Source organism: Methanosarcina horonobensis HB-1 = JCM 15518 (assembly GCF_000970285.1).
Taxonomy (GTDB): Archaea; Halobacteriota; Methanosarcinia; order Methanosarcinales; family Methanosarcinaceae; genus Methanosarcina; species Methanosarcina horonobensis.
In genome coordinates this window covers 1,224,311-1,243,621 of record NZ_CP009516.1, presented here as the reverse complement: position 1 = coordinate 1,243,621, position 19,311 = coordinate 1,224,311, and the positions used below count along the sequence as shown (strand labels likewise).

General features: G+C 42.7%; 10 protein-coding genes. 7 read left to right on the top strand and 3 right to left on the bottom strand.

What is annotated here, in order from left to right; all coding sequences use genetic code 11:
* Positions 1-41 precede the first annotated feature (41 nt).
* The 4 genes from MSHOH_RS05525 to MSHOH_RS05510 all read left to right on the top strand — a co-directional run bounded on the left by MSHOH_RS05525 (position 42) and on the right by MSHOH_RS05510 (position 4,654).
* Positions 42-803 (top strand): 4-phosphopantoate--beta-alanine ligase, encoded by a 762-nt coding sequence (locus MSHOH_RS05525; RefSeq protein WP_048138001.1) that lies wholly within the window; start codon positions 42-44, stop codon positions 801-803.
* A gap of 51 nt (positions 804-854) precedes the next feature.
* Positions 855-1,508 carry an HD domain-containing protein gene (locus MSHOH_RS05520; protein ID WP_048138000.1) on the top strand — a complete coding sequence of 218 codons (654 nt, stop codon included), beginning with the start codon at positions 855-857 and terminating at the stop codon, positions 1,506-1,508.
* A 394-nt stretch (positions 1,509-1,902) separates the two neighbouring features.
* Complete coding sequence (locus tag MSHOH_RS05515; RefSeq protein ID WP_048137999.1) at positions 1,903-3,201, top strand: amidohydrolase family protein; 1,299 nt, start codon at positions 1,903-1,905, stop codon at positions 3,199-3,201.
* Between the two features lie 217 nt (positions 3,202-3,418).
* A complete protein-coding gene (locus MSHOH_RS05510; RefSeq protein WP_048137997.1) occupies positions 3,419-4,654 on the top strand; it encodes an adenosylhomocysteinase in 1,236 nt (411 codons plus the stop codon).
* Positions 4,655-4,831: 177 nt separating this feature from the next.
* Here the strand turns inward: MSHOH_RS05510 and MSHOH_RS05505 are convergent, their stop codons facing one another.
* The 3 genes from MSHOH_RS05505 to MSHOH_RS05495 are packed head-to-tail and all read right to left on the bottom strand — an operon-like array spanning position 4,832 to position 7,810.
* Positions 4,832-5,845 carry an ABC transporter ATP-binding protein gene (locus tag MSHOH_RS05505; protein ID WP_082089247.1) on the bottom strand — a complete coding sequence of 338 codons (1,014 nt, stop codon included), beginning with the start codon at positions 5,843-5,845 and terminating at the stop codon, positions 4,832-4,834.
* 1 nt (position 5,846) lies between these two features.
* Positions 5,847-6,578, bottom strand: coding sequence for a GTP-binding protein (locus MSHOH_RS05500; protein WP_048137993.1), 732 nt, complete (start codon positions 6,576-6,578; stop codon positions 5,847-5,849).
* Positions 6,575-7,810 (bottom strand): ABC transporter substrate-binding protein, encoded by a 1,236-nt coding sequence (locus MSHOH_RS05495; protein WP_052730734.1) that lies wholly within the window; start codon positions 7,808-7,810, stop codon positions 6,575-6,577. The genes MSHOH_RS05500 and MSHOH_RS05495 overlap by 4 nt, the downstream gene beginning before the upstream one ends.
* 908 nt (positions 7,811-8,718) lie before the next feature.
* Here MSHOH_RS05495 and MSHOH_RS21980 point away from each other — a divergent pair.
* From MSHOH_RS21980 to MSHOH_RS05475, 3 genes are all read left to right on the top strand, one after another.
* The gene (locus tag MSHOH_RS21980; protein WP_052730733.1) at positions 8,719-12,021 is read left to right on the top strand and encodes a PAS domain S-box protein; all 3,303 of its coding nucleotides are present in this window, start codon (positions 8,719-8,721) and stop codon (positions 12,019-12,021) included.
* Between the two features lie 792 nt (positions 12,022-12,813).
* Entirely contained in the window at positions 12,814-18,639 is a 5,826-nt protein-coding gene (locus tag MSHOH_RS25030) for a PAS domain S-box protein (RefSeq protein ID WP_338037936.1), read from the top strand.
* A gap of 204 nt (positions 18,640-18,843) precedes the next feature.
* The gene (locus MSHOH_RS05475) at positions 18,844-19,287 is read left to right on the top strand and encodes a response regulator (RefSeq protein ID WP_048137991.1); all 444 of its coding nucleotides are present in this window, start codon (positions 18,844-18,846) and stop codon (positions 19,285-19,287) included.
* The last annotated feature ends 24 nt before the right edge of the window (positions 19,288-19,311 follow it).

Below are 19,311 nucleotides of genomic sequence, written 5' to 3'. Positions count from 1 at the left end.
TAGAATAAGTAAATTAACAAGCATAAAGGTAAGCGACCTATATGACAGATATACCTCAAGACCACCCTAGATACGAATCCTTGCTCGCCCGTGAAAAGGTTGCAGCCGGGGTAAAAATGGGAATCACAAGTATCCAGGGGCTTATTGCCCAGGGGAGAGGCGAGAGCTTTGATTACCTTATAGGGGAAAGAAGCACCGAATCTGCCCTGTATGCAGAGAGGGCTGCAGTTGCTGCACTTCTTCTGGCAGAAAATCCGGTTATTTCAGTAAATGGTAACGTCGCAGCCCTGGCTCCGGAAAAAGTCGTTGCCCTGGCAGACATTACCGGTGCCAAGATTGAAGTAAATCTTTTCCACAGAACCGACACCCGGGTACACCTAATAATAGAACATCTGAAGGCGAGTGGGGCTTCCGAAGTGCTTGGAAAGAATCCTGACGCAAGCCTTGACCTATCTCATGACAGAAGGCTTGTGAGCAGCAAAGGGATCTATACAGCAGATGTTGTACTTGTTCCCCTTGAGGATGGGGACCGCTGCGAGAAACTTGTTAAAATGGGAAAAACTGTCATAACAATAGACCTGAACCCTCTTTCACGGACCTCCAGAACAGCTACAATATCAATTGTAGACAACGTTACAAGGGCTCTCGGAAACATGGCAAAACTCGCGCAGGAGATGAAAAAGGAGAAAAAAGAAGAGCTTGTGAAACTGATAACCAGTTACGATAACAAAAAAGCCATCGCAGGTGCGATTTCTGAAATTCAGGAACATCTCAAAACAATGATTGCAGAAGTAGAATATTGAAAGCTGGATAATTACCTGAAAGCTGGATAATTGCCTGAAAACAGGATATTTATGAATCTTATAGAAAAAACGAGGGAATTTGCAGCTACTTTTCATGAAGGAGAGCCAAGTTCCCACGATATGTCCCACATAAACCGCGTGGAAGCCCTCTGCAGTGGAATCCAGAAAGAAGAAGGAGGAGACATTCTCACACTCCAGCTCGCAGCTCTTTTGCATGATGTAGGGGTTATCAAAGAACATGAGGAAGGAGGAGACCATGCACTCTACAGTGCAGAGATAGCCTCCGAATTCCTGGGCAGAGCAGGCGTTGAGGAAAAGACTATTGAAGCTGTGACATACTGCATCCAGAATCACAGATTCAGCGGAGGAAAAATTCCGGAAACAATAGAAGCAAGAATCCTTCAGGATGCAGACAGGCTTGATGCCCTGGGAGCAATAGGAATCTTCAGGGCTGTCCTTTCAATGGGTGCTCTCAGGATGCTGAAGCACATGACAGGACTGGATAAGGGAAGCTCAAAAAAGACTGTTTATAGAGAGAACCCTGTTGAAGGTTTTAACGAGTACATGCATTATAAGCCTTTTACTATTCCTGAGAAGTTAAACACTGATACTGCGAAAAGGATTGCAGAAGAAAGGCTTAAGATAATGCGCCTCTACCTTGAGGCTCTGAACCTTGAAACCGAGACTGACAAGCAGAAACCCTGAAAATAGAATTAATTTTTAAGGATCCGGGGTCAGGGGTTTGAAATAAAGAAGGTTGGGGTAAAATCCTCAAACTTGAAATACAGGCTTTTTTTCCAGAAATTATTGGGGCTTTACGTTTTATCAGATTACTTGTCAGGGAAAAATGTTTTATAAAGATTCTGTGCTTTATAATAAAGATTCCAGACTTTAAATAACAGGGATTCTCAGGACAACTTTTTTTACGAGAACCTCTTAAATTAGAGTTTATTTAACAAATTGCAGTCCAATAAGGTGCAATTCAATAAGGGTACAGTTCAACAGAATTACAGTTCAATAATATTACAGCTCAATAAAATTAAAGTTCCATAAAGCTGCGTTACTATCTTACTGCATTCAAACCTAAGGATATGATCATATGGCTGATGTAATAATAAAAAATGCTTATGTTTTAACAATGAACCCTGATGCGGGAGACCTGAAAAACGGAACCATTGTAATTGAAGACGGAAAAATCACGGAAATTGGGGAGAAAACAAAAGAAAGTGCTGAAACCGTGATTGATGCAAAAGGTTCGGTTGTAATGCCAGGGCTTGTAAACACGCATACCCATGCAGCAATGACCCTATTCCGGGGTTATGCAGATGACCTGCAGCTTGCGGATTGGCTTGAGAATCACGTCTGGCCTGCCGAAGCTCAGCTTACAGCAGAAGATGTGTATAAAGGAAGCCTGCTTGCCTGTCTCGAGATGATCAGATCCGGAACTACTTCTTTTGCAGATATGTATTTCTTTATGGACGAGACTGCAAAAGCCGTTGAGCTATCCGGGCTTCGGGCCTCACTTTCCCACGGCCTGATCGAGCTATGGAACAAAGAAAAAGGGGAAACCGACCTTAAAGAAGGAAAACGCTTTGTTAGAGCCTGGCAGGGAGCTGCAGGCGGCAGGATAAAGACAATGTACGGACCCCATGCCCCGAATACATGTTCTGAGGAATTTCTTGCAAAGGTAAAAGAAGAGGCCAGAAAAGACGGAGCAGGTCTCCATATCCATGTCCTTGAAACCGAAGCCGAACTGCTGGCAATGAAAGAAAAGTACGGGAAGTGTTCGGTGCATATGCTCGACGATATAGGGTTTTTCGGACCTGACGTACTTGCCGCCCACTGCGTATGGCTTTCTGACGGAGATATAGAAATTTTAAGGAAAAGAGGAGTAAACGTATCTCACAACCCTGTAAGCAACATGAAACTCGCATCCGGAATTGCACCCGTCCATAAGATGCTTGAAAGAGGAGTGAATGTCAGCCTCGGGACTGATGGCTGTGCCTCAAACAATAACCTTGACCTGTTTGAAGAAATGAAAACTGCTGCCCTTCTGCATAAAGTTAGCACATGCAGCCCTACTGCCCTTCCAGCTCACCAGGTACTGAAGATGGCAACCGTTAATGGGGCAAAGGCTCTTGGAACGGAAACCGGCATGTTAAAGGCGGGAATGAAGGCAGATATAGTCATAGTTGACATGAAAAAACCGCACCTTACTCCCTGCTTTGATGTTACTTCCCACCTGGTGTATTCCGCAAAAGGAAGCGATGTTAGGACAACAATAGTGGATGGAAAAATCCTTATGGACGACTACAAAGTTCTGGTGCTGGATGAGCAGAAAGTTATTGAAGAAGCTCAAAAAGCCGCAGAAGAGCTTGTAGCAAGGGTAAATGCCTGAGAAGCCAGGTCACGGCATATAAATATACAGAAAAAATAAGTATTGAGAACCTAACTTAATAATCTGTCAACTTAAAGATATCAGCAGCCAGAGTTACAGGAGTAATTGAAGGATTAAGTGCATTCGTAGAGATATTTTGAGTAATCAAAGTAGAGCCATATTCGATCGTTTCATTCAGCGTTTTATCTAATCATTAATTCGATATGACGGGATCACCATGACAGAAAAAGAACTCATAGAATCCGGAAACATGAAAATGGAATGGGCAAGAAACCATATGCCGGTGCTTGCCATCATCAGAGAAAAATTTGAGGAAGAAAAACCTCTCAAAGGGCTTAAGGTAGGGATGGCACTGCACGTAGAAGCAAAAACCGCAGTCCTTGTCGAGACCCTGGCTGCAGGCGGTGCACAGGTTGCAATTTCAGGTTGCAATCCCCTGAGCACACAGGATGATGTGGCAGCTGCTCTCGACACCCGGAAAAACATAAGCTGTTTTGCGAGATACGGGTGCTGCACGAGCGAATATTACGAAGCAATCGACAAAGTCCTTGACATTGAGCCTGACATCACAATCGATGATGGGGCAGACCTCATATTCAAGCTCCACAAAGAAAGACCGCAGATGCTCCCGAAGATCCTCGGAGGTTGCGAAGAAACAACCACTGGGGTGCACAGGCTTCATGCCATGGAAAAAGACGGTGCACTGAAGATGCCTGTAATAGCAGTAAACGATGCAATGACCAAGTACCTTTTTGACAACCGCTACGGGACAGGACAGTCAGCCTGGGACGGGATCAACCGGACCACAAACCTCCTTGTGGCAGGTAAAGATGTTGTTGTTGCAGGCTACGGCTGGTGCGGACGCGGAGTTGCAATGCGGGCTGCAGGCCTCGGAGCAAGTGTAATCGTTACCGAAGTAGACCCAATACGAGCACTTGAAGCCAGGATGGACGGGCACAGGGTTATGAAAATGGCAGAGGCTGCAAAAATCGGAGACCTCTTTGTAACTGCAACCGGAAACCGCGATATTCTTACAGCCGACCACTTCAAGGTAATGAAGGACGGGGCAATTCTTGCAAACTCAGGTCACTTCAATGTTGAAATCGACATGGAAGCCCTTGCATCCCTTGCAAAATCCACCAGGACTGTAAGGCACAACATAAAAGAATACGACATCGGCAACCGGCGCATTAACGTAATAGCAGAAGGCAGACTCGTAAACCTGGCTGCTGGTGACGGGCATCCTGCCGAAGTCATGGACATGAGTTTTGCAAACCAGGCACTCTGTGTACGTTACATTGCAGAAAACAGGCTTTTGAACGGAGTCCACGGAGTCCCGAGAGAACTTGATACCTATGTGGCAAAACTGAAGCTTGAATCTATGGGAATTGGCACGGACGAACTCACATCCAAGCAGGAATGCTACATGAGCGGCTGGGAGTGCGGGACGTAATAGGAAAAGAAGTAGAGAATAATTTCAGCAGTTTTTAAATTTTTAGAGTCTTAGAATGCAGTGAATATTACGCCATTTCCATGTATTGGAATGGAAGATATTTACTGCACTTGGATTATAAAGTAAGATAAAAAATTATGGAAATTTTGTGCTATTCTTTATCCTCATGAAATCAATCTACGCCAGAAGATCACTGAAATCAATTTCTTCACCCCTTCTCAACTGATTTCGGAGAAGAGTAAGTTTGCTATCTATTTTTTCGAGGCTCTTCAGGTACCTCTTCTCATCCGGTGTGGTTTTCAAAAGTTTTGAAATCCCGCCATTTTGAATGACCAGCCGCTGATCTGCCGATAGAGCCAGAAGAGGGTCATGAGTACTGATTAAAATGATCTTGTTGTTACTTACCAGAAGCTCCAGAGACCTCACCTTGTCGACTCCGGCATTCTCAATCTCATCGATCAGGACGACGGATGCCGGACTGAGAAGTGCGGTATCTGCAATCATCAGAGCACGTGATTGTCCTCCTGAAAGCTCAGTAACAGGAGTTTCCCTGCTGAAAGGTTCTCCTGCCAGGATGTTTGCAGTGTCATATATTTTCTGAACAATACGGGATACCTCATCAACCATACGGCTCTCGGCATGCAGGGTCAGAAACTCCTCGACACTGAGATCCATGACAAAGTTCATGTTCTGTGAAAGCTGTGCGATAAAACGTCCCTCAGTTGAGAAACGCTCCTCATCACCCGGAGCTCGGCCGTTAACCAATATTTTGCGTCCGGTAGGAGTATCCTCCTGAGCCAGAGATTCAATATCAGCCAGAAGACGTGACTTGCCTGAGCCTGTCGGACCGACAATTGCTGTCACCTCACCCCTTTTTAGTTCTACCGAAAGGGCCTCTTTTTCACCGTTCTTATTACGTCCTGGGAGCACGGTCAGGGATTCAACTGTGGACCCGCTTCCCTGTTGAAGAGCTCTTGCCTGCTCAATAAATAGAAAGAAACCATCAATAAAGGTGAGATAGCTGCTTCCCTTCTCTATAAAATAATCTTCACCAGGGATCGAACCCAGCTCTTCCAGTTTTCTGTTCCCGAACTGCACAGGATCAATTGCAAATGAAGAGAAGTAATCCTCTATCCAGGGCATCATCTTCCTGAGTTCACTTATCGTCATGTGAAGCAAATCTGTCTTCAATCTACTCTTCTCCTCGCAATCTATTCTTCTCCTCGCAATCTACTTCTCCTCTGAAATTTACCAGCTTTGAAACACCAATCTGCCTGTCATCCCCGATTTTTCTCTCTCCAAGACAGTATGAACATAGAGCTCCGGGCATGGTAAATCGAAGTGTGGCTCCCTGAAGGGTTTCAATTGTAGAAGTTTTTTCTACGAGTTTTGCAAGATAGAAACTGCCCTGTCCTGTAACACCATTAATCTGAACTATCATTCCCCTGGGGTTAACCTGCCTGACCCTGTATGCAAAGACCTCACGCTCTGCCTGGGAGACAATGTCCCCTTTAGTAATAACAACAATGTCTGCAAGTTTTAACATTGGGCCGATTTTTTTGGGTGTGTTGACCCCACTCAGGTTATCAATAACACAGATTGCCAGAACATCCTTAATATGGGGAGAACAACGGTTGCAGAGACCGGCACTCTCGGTAATCAGGAAATCAAACTTCTTCTCTTTTGCCCACCTGAGGGCTTCTTCAATATTGCTTACAAAAAAGTGATCGGGACAGAGCCCTCTTGAGAGACCGGTCCTGACCGAAATATTGTGAGCAGAATATATCTCCTCATCCTGAGCCGAGAGACAATCAAATTTGACCACACCGATTGTGAAGCCTTTGTGCCTGAGCTCTCCGATGGTCTTGATAATGATACTGGTTTTTCCTGATGACGGAGGACCTGCTACCGTAACAAGCTTCACACAACACCTCCGGTCTCCCTGAACTGTTTATTGAAAACCTTTTCAACCTCTTTTTTAAGGGTTCCTATATCTGTATTCATCAGGAAGTCCCAGCCCAGCCAATAGAGTGAGTTGATTCCTTCAAGATTGTTATCAACTTCAGGGTTTGTTGTCGGGAAAAAGGCTCTGGCAGAGATTTCCGCAAACTCTTTTCCACAGAAGAAATCCGTAATCTCCTTAACACGTTCTACAGCACTTTTTTTAACCAGCATCTGTACAGGGCTTACAATAGCTCCTTCCGAAGGGATATTGATTGTAATCCGGGATTTGTCCTGAATTTTCTTAGCAAAGAAGTAAGGCATGATATACATGGGCGGTACATTATCTTTTTTACTGTCTATCATTTTAACCATCTCGGATGGATGGAGTCCCGTATATACTGAAGAAGCAAGCTTTTCAATTCCCTCCATACCGTACATCCGGTAAAAAGGGAGCAGTACTCCATTGCAGAAAAAACCGTCCTGTCCCCGCATAATAACCCTGTTCCGGAATTCGTCTTTTAAGAGATCTTCCCAGGATTCCGGTCTGGTATTGTCCTTCATGAGCTCATCTATTGTAACCAGAACAAGAAGGTTTGCAGAGATCATGGTAAACTGGCCGCAGGGATCGGCAAAACCGATGGACTCCAGATCAGTGTTCATGGGGGATGGGTTAAGACTTACAAAGTACTCCTTATTGAGGAAATTCTCCCTGAAGGGTTTGTGGTAAAAGCTGTTTATATCGGAACTGATAATTATGTCCGGCAGTTCGTCAATCGATGTAACCGAATCGATATAGGCATAATAGGAGAGCTCGTGATTGACATTACCTTCTACAAGAGAATGGAGAACATTATTCATTTGTCTGCCGTATTCAGCTGAAAAGTCGTCAAATGCACGGTTAAAGGGCATCTTCATGCCGCAGGGCAAAAGGGCAAGAAGGGTCAGCTCTTTTTGTCGTTCGGGGGAATCTTCAAGGGTAAAATCTCCTTTTGCTTCACTGTCCAGAACAGCCTTATTCAGAAGCTCAATAAAAGAGTCCTTATTTACCGATACCATTGACAGGGCTGTTTTCAATTTTAGTAAGGGACCAAGACTTTCAAGAACTTCCCTGTTTTCAAATTTCTCCATTCCATGCTGTTTGAATATTTTTAGTAAAAAAGGATATTCGCTTAAGATCTGGTATATACTCATTGTTTCGTCAATTGCTTTCATATCATTCCGCCTGACATGTCTTTGAGCAGTATTTTATCTCCCTGCATGATATTCAGGTTAAAATTTTTAATGGCGAGATTTTCCATAGAGGAAAAAACTTACGTTATCAAAACTTATCAATTCCACATTTACAGCAGCCCTTATTTTTTGTTCTGTTTTGTGGAATGTAAGTTATTCCAATAGAGATGCAAACATATAAATATTTTCACCTAGGAAATGTTATTCCTATTAAATCATCAAATCTGTAAATTGGAAAATGGAGACTTCCCCCACTTTTCCACATTTTGTTCGTCCAAAGATCGATTCGCTCAATTTGTCCTTCTTCACTGATAGCAGCATCACAAGGAAAAGATATTGTAGGATTGACATTCAAATAGTTTCAGATTGGGAATCCAGGAAGGAAAAAATAACTGTAGAACTTACTTCCAAACAGGAATGCTACATGAACGGCTGAGAGTGCGGAAAGTAATTAAAAAAGAAGCAAAAAAGACTGCTTTAAGAAGTTTTTAAATTCCTGGATATTTATTAATGAGGTAAATATGACTTTATTTCCATTTATGGAAAAGTAAAAACATTTACCCACTTAAGTTACAAAATAAGATAAAAAAATAACTAGTTACTAATACATCTAATAGCACTTTTTACAAACTAGCACTTGTGATTAAGAGAACACTTAAACAGGGAATTAATACTGAGAGGATGTTTCAATTCTGTTTTCTTTTACAAATTCCAAACCATAGATAAATTTACCTTATTTTTTGAAGATAATTAAAACTTCTTTTATAGAAAAGGGATTATATAAAATCATAAAAAGAGAATAGGGTCCAAACTTAAAACCGGGCCAAATCTTGTAAGATACGTTTTCGTGAATAGTGATAGTGCTGGAATGAGCCGAAGAAGGGCATGGGATGAAAGGACAACTGAGGAAATCTGGAATTGACATTATTGGGGATGTGCCGTGGGGGACTCATTTCTGCCAGTTTTACCAGACAAAAGAAGATTTGATAGAGATACTTGTCCCTTATTTTAAAGCAGGGCTGGAAAATAACGAATTTTGCATGTGGGTCACTTCAGAACCTCTGGAAACAGAGGAGGCTAAAGAAGTCCTGAAAAGAGCTGTCCCTGACCTTGATATTTATCTGGATAGAGGGCAGATTGAGATTATTCCAGAAACTTGTTTTTATGTAAAAGAAGGTGTCTTCAACCCGGAGAGAATCTTAAACTGCTGGATTGAAAAAATTAATTTGGCGCTGGCCAATGGTTATGACGGTTTGAGATTGACAGGGAATACTTTTTGGCTGGAAAAAAAGGATTGGAATAATTTCGTTGATTATGAAGAAGAAGTGGACGGAATTATCAGTAGCTTTAAGATAATAGCTCTGTGTACTTATTCTCTCGATAGATGCAATACAACCGAAATAATCGATGTTGTTACCAACCATCAATTCACTTTAATTAGAAGAGAAGGAAAATGGGAGCAGATAGAAAGTCCTAAAAGCAAGAAAGCAGAAGAAGCAGCTGTTCAGGCCACAAAAAACTGGGAATATACTTTTGATGCTGTCCCGGACCTGATAGCCATACTAGATAACAAATATCGGATTGTCCGTGCGAACAGGGCAATGGCGGCAAAACTGGGCATAACACCTAAAGAGTGTGTGGGTTTAACCTGTTATAGTACTATTCATGGGACGGACGAACCACCCGCTTTTTGTCCATACAGGCAGATGCTTATGGACGAGCTTGAACACACCGAAGAAGTTCGCGAAGATTCCCTGGATGGCGATTTTATAGTAAGCGTCTCGCCATTACATAATTCGGAAGGAAAGCTCACCGGATGTATTCATGTTGCCCGTGATATTACCGAGCGCAAACAGCTGGAAAAGCAAACTCGCTGGCGAGCCGAAGAAGTCGAAACGATAATGGAAGTGGTACCTGTTGCCATCTGTATCGGACACGACCCGCAAAGTCACAATATTACTGGCAATCGGATGGCAAATGAACTCTACGAGGCTGAAGTCGGGGAAAATGTCTCGGCGAACATCACATCCGTACGGCGCTTTTTCCGGAAAGGCCGTGAGTTGACAGCAAACGAATTGCCCATGCAAGAAGCCGCCTTGAAAGATATAGATGTGCACGATGTGGAATTTGATGTGCTGCTGCCTAGCGGGGAACGGCGGGTACTTCTGGGATCAGCCAGCCCACTGCACGATGCAGACGGGTGTGTGCGCGGTAGCGTCGGCGCGTTTATAGACATAACTGAGCGAAAGAAAGTAGAAGAGGCGCTGCGCGAGAGTGAGGAAAAATACCGCAATCTCATTGAGACAGCAAATGAGGGCATATGGGTACTTGAATGGATACTTGACGCTGAAGCCAGGACTACTTATGTTAATAAGAAAATGGCAGAGATGTTAGGATACAGTCGGGAGGAAATAATTGGCAAATCTGTACGAGACTTCACCGATGAAAAGGATAAAGCTGTTTTCGAGATGAATATGAAAAGGAGGCGGCAGGGCATCAATGAGAGCTATGAATTCAAACTATTACGTAAAGATGGCTTGCCGTTATGGGTTCTTGTAAATTCTAAATCCCTTTTTGATAAGTATGGCAAGCTTATAGGTTCTATGAGCATGCTCACCGACATTACCGGGCGGAAAGAAGCAGAAACCAAACTTAAAGAAACACTTGACAATCTGGAAAAACTGGTTAAAGAACGTACAATAGAGCTTGAAAAGGCTTATAAGTCTTTGAAAGAAAGCGAAAAAGGCCTTGCTGAAGCTCAAAAAATGGCTCATATCGGGAATTGGGAATGGAATGTTGTAACTGGTGAAGCATTCTGGTCCGATGAATTATATCGTATTTTTGAACGTAGTCTTCAAGAATTAGCACCACTTTATGATGAATATTTGAGTTATGTGCACCCTGACGATCGAGACTGTGTAGTTGATGCCTGTAAGAGAGCTATGAACGGAGAACCTTGCAATATTGAACACAGGATTATCTTAGCTAACAGGGAAGAACGCACTGTCCATAAACGATCCAAAGCTGTTTTTGATGAAGAAAATAATCCTGTCCGAATAAAGGGAATAATCCAGGACATTACCGAGCGTAAGAAAGCTGAGCAAGCGCTTGAATTAAGCGAAGAGAGACACCGTATAATAACAGAGCAGACAGGACAGTTAGTATACGATTATAATGTGGAGAAAGATGTTGTTGATCTGGCAGGCAATATTGAAGAAGTTACAGGGTTTACTCCTGATGAACTTGGAATTATTAACCTGGATTTCTGGATTTCCCGTATTCATCCGGGAGATCTGAATAAGTTCCTGGAAAACCATAAAAGACAATTCGGATCAAATAGAAGTTCTTACAGAACAGAGTACCGTTTTAGAAAAAAGAACGGAGAATATGTTTATCTTGAAGATAACTGGACCTTCCTCAGAAATGAAAAAACCACTATAAGCAGAATTCTTGGGGTAATTAAAGATATTACGGAAAGGAAACACGCAGAAATAACTCTTGCGAACATCGAAACTGCCCGCAAAAAGGAAATACACCACAGGATTAAGAATAATCTTCAGGTTATCTCTTCTCTCCTGGACCTCCAGGCTGAAAATTTCAAATTCAGGGAACATATTGAGGATTCGGAAGTCCTGAAAGCTTTTCGGGAAAGCCAGGACAGAGTAATATCCATTGCCCTGATTCATGAAGAGCTTCACGAAGGTAGGGGGAATGACAAACTGAGTTTTTCACCATACCTTCATAGACTTGTCAAAAACCTTTTCCAGACCTACACTCTTGGGAATACATATATCAGTTTAAATATGGATCTGGAAGAGAATGTTTTCTTTGATATGGATACTGCCGTTCCGCTGGGACTGATTGTGAACGAACTTGTTTCCAACTCCCTTAAGTACGCGTTTCGAGACAAAGATAAAGGAATTATCCAGATAAGGTTGAGCAGGGAAAAAAGCAGAGAACCTACAAGCGACAGCCACAGAAGCAAAGTAAAGGGATATGAGGATAAGAGTTTTATCTTAACTGTTTCGGACAATGGAATAGGTGTGCCTGAAGGCTTTAGTATGGAAAACTCTGGTACTCTTGGCTTACAACTGGTAACTACTCTTGTAGACCAGCTGGATGGAGAACTTGAATTGAAAAAGGGTTCTGGAACTGAATTCGTTATAAAGTTCACAATATTAGAGAAAAAATAAGAAATCTTCTCAGGTAAGAGATTTTCCAGAGAGTTTACTTTTCTTTACGTCTTTGCTCGGAACCAGGAAGAAAAAAGAACTTCGGAACTTACACCTTTAGAACTCACACCTGAACCGGAATACTGCACGAGAGGATGTGAGTACGGAAAGTAAGTTAGAGAAGAAGCAAAAAAGACAATTTTTAATCAGCTAAGAATCGCGACCCTATTTTAATGCCGTAAACATGGACTTGCTCCCGGTTTTTAGGCAAATAAGGATAATTACTGCATCTCATTTTTAATGATTTTGGGTGAAAATTAGGCACATGCAATTATTATTATAAGTAATTTACACCTTAGCTGTTCACGCTAAAGAGGGTAGCTGAAATAGAATTAATTTTTACAAATGCTTAAATAAAGAATAGACCTCTTATTTTTTAGAAATATTAAAACTCAATTTATTGAAAGTGAACTTACGCAGAACAAGAACTAGAGGAATAACTATAGAAAAAAGCCTGATCTCCGCCAAACTCAAGAGTGCTGATACTTAGAACTGCAGTTTTCCACACCGTCCGTGTTTTCCGTGAGTTCCAGGACTTATGCCTTTATTTATATTCACAGGATAAGGACATATGCTAATCTTACGAACTTTTACCAGTCAGATTACAGATTTCCTGCAAAACAAGCGTAAAAGTCCTGCATAATAGTGTAGGGAGATAAAAATCTCCCTAATTTAGAGAATAAATCAGCTTCAGCCTACTAAACATTATTTTTGAACTATTCTTGATCTATAGAGAATTGTGGAATGGAAAAAATGAAGAAAAATGGGGAAGAAAAAATAAGGAAGTCTGGAATTGGCATTATTGGTGATATACCATGGGGAACACACTTCTGCCAGTTTTACCAGACAAAAGAAGATTTAATGGATGTACTGGTCCCTTACTTCAAAACAGGGCTGGAAAATAACGAATTTTGCATGTGGGTCACATCAGAACCTCTTGATGTAGGAATGGCAAAAGAAGCCCTCAGAAGGGCTGTTCCTGACCTTGATGTTTACCTGGAGAAAGGACAAATTGAAATTATTCCTTACACTCACTGGTATGTAAAGGAGGGTGTTTTCGATTCCGAAAGAGTGCTGAACGGATGGGTCGAAAAACTCAATGAGGCTCTAGCAAATGGCTATGATGGTTTGAGATTGACAGGGAATACTTTCTGGCTGGAAAAAAAGGATTGGAATGATTTTGTTGATTATGAAGAAGAAGTGGACAGTGTCCTTGGCAACTACCAGATGATAGCTCTCTGCACCTATAGTCTTGACAGGTGCAACTCAACCGAGATAATTGATGTGGTTAATAATCACCAATTCGCTTTGATTAAAAGGGAAGGAAAATGGGAGCAGATAGAAAGCTCCAGACGCAAAAAGGCAGAAGAAGCAGTTGTTCAGGCTACAAAAGATTGGGGATATACTTTTGATGCTGTACCAGACTTAATAGTCCTGCTTGACACTGAATATAGAGTTGTCCGTGCGAACAGAGCAATGGCGGCAAAATTAGGGGTGACGCCGGAAGAGTGCATAGGGTTGACTTGCTTTAGTGCCGTCCATAGGACTGACGAGCCCCCCTCTTTTTGCCCGCACAGGCAGTTGCTTTCAGATGGGCTTGAACATACCACAGAGGTTTGCGAGGAATGCCTGGGTGGTTATTTCCTGGTGAGCGTCTCACCCCTTCATGATTCGAAAGGAAAACTTATTGGAAGCGTTCATGTCGCCCGTGACATAAATGAACGCAAACAAGCTGAAGAATCTTTGCGTGAAGCTTACGAGAATCTTCAAGTCCAATCGGAAGAGTTACAGGTTCAGTCCGAAGAACTCCAGATGCAAAACGAGGAATTGCAGGCTCAGGCTGAAGAACTCGAAGAAGCTTATGGGATATTGAACGAAAGTAAAAAGCGCTTCGAACTCCTGAGTAATGCAAACACTCTCCTCCTTTCGAGCAAAGAACCCGAGGCCATAATCCAGACTATCGCTGAAAAGGTAATGCGCCACCTGAATTGTGATGTGTTTTTTAACTATGTTCTTGACGAGGTACAGGGCAGGCTCCATCTCAATGCCTGTGGCGGTGTAAGCGCTGACGTAGCTAAAGAGATAGAATGGCTGGATAAAGGAGTAGCCATATGCGGCTGCGTAGCAAGGGATGGCTGCCGTATAGTTTCTGAGGACGTGCAACATAACGAGGACAGGCGTGCAGATCTCGTGCGGTCTATGGGGATTCAGGCCTACTCCTGTCAGCCACTCCATATTGGAGAGACAACAATAGGCACACTTTCTTTTGGCACGAAAAGCAGGAAGGAGTTTACGGGGGATGAGCTTGCCCTTATGAGCATCGTAGCCGACCAGGTATCTGTGGCCATCGAGCGCAAAAGAGCTGAAGAAATGATTGAGCGCAGTAACCGGAGGATAAGTGAGATATTAAACAGTATCCAGGATGATTTTTATGTTCTTGATCGTGACTGGAATTTTGTTTATGCTAGCAAGCAATTTACCTTGAAAATAGGTAAGGAACCCGGAGATTTTGTTGGGAATAACATCTGGCAAATGTTTCCAGAACATACCGACACAGATTATGAGGAGAATCTTCGCGCAGTAATGAACAAAAGAGAGATACGACGGTTTGAAATAGGCGGCAAACACACTAACGCATATTATAGGATGGCTGTTTTCCCTTCGACAGAAGGAATTACTGTTCTGGGAACTGATATTACTGAACAAAAGAAAATTGAAGAAACATTACGCGAGAGCGAAGCACGTCGTAAGGTTGCCGAGGCTGTGCAAGCCGAACGGGAGAGATTGAACAGCGTGCTGGACATGCTACCGGCTTACGTGGTACTGCTCTCACCGGATTACCATGTGCCGTTTGCGAACCGTTTCTTCGAGGAGCGCTTTGGCAAGTCTGAGGGCCGTCGTTGCTATGAATATCTCTTCCAGCGCACTGAACCCTGCGAGAACTGTGAAACCTACAAGGTGCTCAAAACGAGCGCGCCTCATCATTGGGAGTGGACCGGTCCGGACGGCCGTAACTACGACGTCTATGACTACCCGTTCAAGGATTCGGATGGTTCTACACTCATCATGGAGGTAGGCATAGACATCACCGAGATCAAACAGGCGCAGGCTGCGGTTCGGGAAGAGCGGCAGCGGCTCTTTGACGTGCTTGAGACATTGCCGGCAATGATATGCCTGTTGACGCCTGACTACCATGTTGCCTTTGCCAACCGCAGCTTCTGCGAAAAGTTCGGTGAGTCGGAAGACCGGCACTGTTATGAATATTGTTATGGGCGCAGTGAGCCCTGTGAATTTTGCGAAACGTACAAAGTGCTTGAAACCGGTCAGCCTCACCATTGGGAAGTCACCGGCCCGGACGGAAGCGTGATTGATACCTATGATTTCCCGTTCACCGATGTTGACGGTTCACCCATGATCCTCGAGATGAAGATTGACATTACTGAACGAAAACGCACCGAGGCGGAGCTGAAGAAGCATAGGGAGCATCTGGAGGAGCTGGTCAGAGAGCAGACTGCAGAGCTTGCCGAAAGTGAAAAGCGTTTCCGTACATTGGCTGAAAATTCTCCTGACGTGATTGCCCGTTTTGATAGACAAAATCACCATATGTATGTTAATCCTGCCGCTGAGATACCTTATGGTCGTTCTCAAGAAGAAATCATTGGTAAAACTCACACTGAACTGGAAATGAGTCAAGAAAAAGTAGAATTCTGGGAAGGAAATCATGAAGAGGTTTTTACCACAGGCAAACCCAAAACGATGGAATTTCGGTATACATCGCCTCAAGGGCAGGAATATCATTTTAATACTCGAGTAGTACCGGAGTTTGTTGATGGTGAAGTGACCTCTGTTCTTGCTATCTCCCGTGATATTACGGATATAAAAATAGCAGAAGCTAGACTGAAAGAGACACTCGATAATTTAGAAGAGCTGGTCGAAGAACGTACATCGGAGCTTGAAGAGGCCTACAGTTCGCTGAAGGAGAGCGAAAAAGGTCTTGCTGAAGCCCAAAAAATGGCACACCTTGGGAATTGGGATTGGAATATTGTAACTAACGGGTTATACTGGTCTGATGAAATTTATCGGATTTTTGGATGCAATCCTCAAGAATTCGGCGCGACTTACGATGCATTTTTAAGTTATATACATCCAGATGACCGGGAATATGTGAATAATGCTGTCATAGAAGCTTTAGACGGAAAACCTTACAGCATTGATCATCGGATTATCTTAGCCAATGGAGAAGAACGCATAGTCCATGAACAGGGTGAAGTTATTTTCGATAAGGAAAATGTTCCCTTCCGAATGATGGGGATAGTTCAGGATATTACCGAGAGGAAAAAAGCTGAAAAAGCGCTGGAGTTCGCTAACGCATATAACCGTAGCCTGATTGAAGCCAGTCTGGACCCACTGGTTACTATAGGTCCTGACGGAAAGATAACCGATGTAAATGAGGCTACCGAACTGGTCACAGGTTATAACAGAAGCGAATTGATAGGAACTGATTTCTCTGATTATTTTACGGAGCCTGAAAAAGCCAGAGAAGGATACAAACATGTATTCCAGGAAGGATCAGTGCTTGATTATGCTCTGGAAATCCAGCACAGGAGTAGGAAAACGACCCCTGTTCTGTACAATGCCTCTGTTTATCGGGATGAATATGGAGGAGTTATCGGGGTTTTTGCTGCAGCACGTGATATCACCGAACTTAAAAAGGCTCAAAAAGAACTCGAACTGGCCAGCAAGTATAACCGTAGTCTTATTGAAGCCAGTTTGGATCCCCTGGTTACTATTGGTCCTGATGGTAGAATTACGGATGTAAATGAAGCTACGGAGTCTGTCACCGGATATTCTCGGAAAGAACTTATTGGCACCGACTTTTCGAACTATTTTACCGAACCTGAAAAAGCTAAAGAAGGATATAAGCAGGTATTCAGGGAAGGACTGGTGCGAGATTATGCTCTGGAGATCCAGCACAGGGACGGGTATGTTACATCTGTTTTGTACAATGCATCCGTTTATCGGGATGAAGATGACGAAGTTATCGGAATTTTTGCAGCTGCGCGTGATGTTACCGAACTCAGGAAGACAGAAAGAGCCCTGAAAGAGAGCCTGAATTTCCAGGAAACATTACTTGATGCTGTTCCGGTTCCAATATTTTATAAAAATACGGAAGGCAAGTATATAGGCTGCAATTCACTCTTTGCAAATGAAGTTGTGGGACTTCCTAAAGAACGGATAATTGGTAAAAGCTACTGGGAACTTACGGATAATGCTCCTGAAGATTTGATTAAAAAATATGACAATATTGATCTTCAGATTTATAAGGAAGGAAAAAAATATCGTGCAGAATTGAAAAATAGGTATCTCACAAAAAGCCTTGGGAAAGAGTTTGTCGTAACAAAAGTTCCTTTTTTCAATATAAAAGATCAGATAGACGGATTGATAGGTGCTCTGTTTGATATCACCGAGCATAAGAGGGCTGAAAAAGCAATTAAACTAGCTAATGCATATAACCGCAGTCTCATAGAGGCAAGCGTGGACCCCCTTGTAACTATCGGTCCGGACGGCAAAATCACTGATGTAAATAATTCTACTGAATCGGTTACCGGCTACTCTCGTAAGGAGTTGATCGGGACCGACTTCTCGGATTATTTCACAGAGCCTGAGAAAGCCAGAGAAGGGTATAAGCATGTATTTCAGGAAGGGCTGGTGCGGGATTATCCTCTTGAAATTCAGCACAGGAACGGGCATATAACTCCTGTTCTGTATAATGCTTCGATTTATAAAGATGAAGCGGGCAAGGTGATAGGGATCTTTGCCGCAGCAAGAGACATTACAGAACGTAGAAAAGCAGAAAAAATGTTACAACAAAAATTAGAGGAACTTGCCCGCTCAAATGGAGAACTGGAACAGTTTGCTTATGTAGCATCTCACGACCTGCAGGAGCCCTTAAGAATGATAGTGAGTTACCTGCAGCTATTACAGAGGAAGTATCAGGGTGAACTTGATAGCAAGGCTGATAAATACATACACTTTGCTGTAGATGGAGCCTCTCGTATGCAAGTCCTGATAAATGATCTTCTTGAATTTTCTCGAGTGACTACGAAAGCCAGAGAATTCGAGCCTACGGATTGCAAATTTATTCTGGAGCAGGTGTTATCTGATCTGGAGGTGTCCATGACAGAAAATAAAGCCAGCATATCTTATGGTTATTTACCTGTAGTAATGGCGGATTCCATCCAGTTTGCTCAGGTATTCCAGAATCTTATCAGCAACGCGATAAAGTTCCGCAGTGAAAAAGCCCCAGAAATTAAGATTTCCGCAGAGATAAAAGCTGATCAATGGCTGTTCTCAGTGCAGGATAATGGAATAGGAATCGACCCTAAATATTCCGAAAGGATTTTTGAAGTTTTTAAAAGGCTGCATAAAAGGGAAGAATACCAGGGAACAGGAATTGGACTTTCGATTTGTAAAAAGATTATAGAAAGGCATGAAGGGCAAATATGGGTAGAATCCGAGCCTGGCAAGGGTTCAACCTTTTATTTCACTCTACCAGTTAACCCTAGAAAAGCCTTATGAAGAGTAGTTTTAGCCTTGTGAACAATAATGTTTAGAAAAAAACAGTAATAATAATATCAGAAAAAACAGTGTCGTAATGTCAAAAAAACAGTATCGTGGAGAAAATCTGACTCTGAGAACCGGTTTAAACCTTAACCAGATTCTATAATAAGTAAAAAAATAACTAAAAGTTTTTTTTGTATTATCATCGAGAAGGTTATATAAATGAGAACACAGGTGGCGAAATCCATAGAGATTCTGTTAGTCGAAGACAGTAAAGGAGACGTTGGATTAATCGAAGAAGTCTTCGAAGACGCAAAGATTCGAAATAACTTGAATGTTGTGGAAGACGGAGAAGAAGCAATACTCTTTTTACGGGGTGAAGGACAATTTTCAGGTGTTCCACGCCCTGATATAATTCTTCTGGACTTGAATTTACCGAAGAAAGACGGACGTGAGGTTCTTGAAGAGATAAAAAGAGACGATGACTTAAAAAATATACCTGTAGTGGTTTTAACGACTTCCAAAGCTGAAGAAGATATACTTAAATCCTATAATCTCCACGCCAATGCATACGTCACCAAGCCTGTCGACTTTGATCAGTTCATAAGAGTAGTTAGATCCATAGAGGACTTCTGGCTTGAGGTCGTGAAACTACCATCGAAATAAGACCAATGTAACCCGGATAGGACG

Coding starts and splice junctions, on each gene's coding strand:
- MSHOH_RS05525 (WP_048138001.1), top strand. CDS start 42: ATGACAGATATACCTCAAGACCACCCTAGATACGAATCCTTGCTCGCC.
- MSHOH_RS05520 (WP_048138000.1), top strand. CDS start 855: ATGAATCTTATAGAAAAAACGAGGGAATTTGCAGCTACTTTTCATGAA.
- MSHOH_RS05515 (WP_048137999.1), top strand. CDS start 1,903: ATGGCTGATGTAATAATAAAAAATGCTTATGTTTTAACAATGAACCCT.
- MSHOH_RS05510 (WP_048137997.1), top strand. CDS start 3,419: ATGACAGAAAAAGAACTCATAGAATCCGGAAACATGAAAATGGAATGG.
- MSHOH_RS05495 (WP_052730734.1), bottom strand. CDS start 7,810: ATGAAAGCAATTGACGAAACAATGAGTATATACCAGATCTTAAGCGAA.
- MSHOH_RS21980 (WP_052730733.1), top strand. CDS start 8,719: ATGAAAGGACAACTGAGGAAATCTGGAATTGACATTATTGGGGATGTG.
- MSHOH_RS25030 (WP_338037936.1), top strand. CDS start 12,814: ATGAAGAAAAATGGGGAAGAAAAAATAAGGAAGTCTGGAATTGGCATT.
- MSHOH_RS05475 (WP_048137991.1), top strand. CDS start 18,844: ATGAGAACACAGGTGGCGAAATCCATAGAGATTCTGTTAGTCGAAGAC.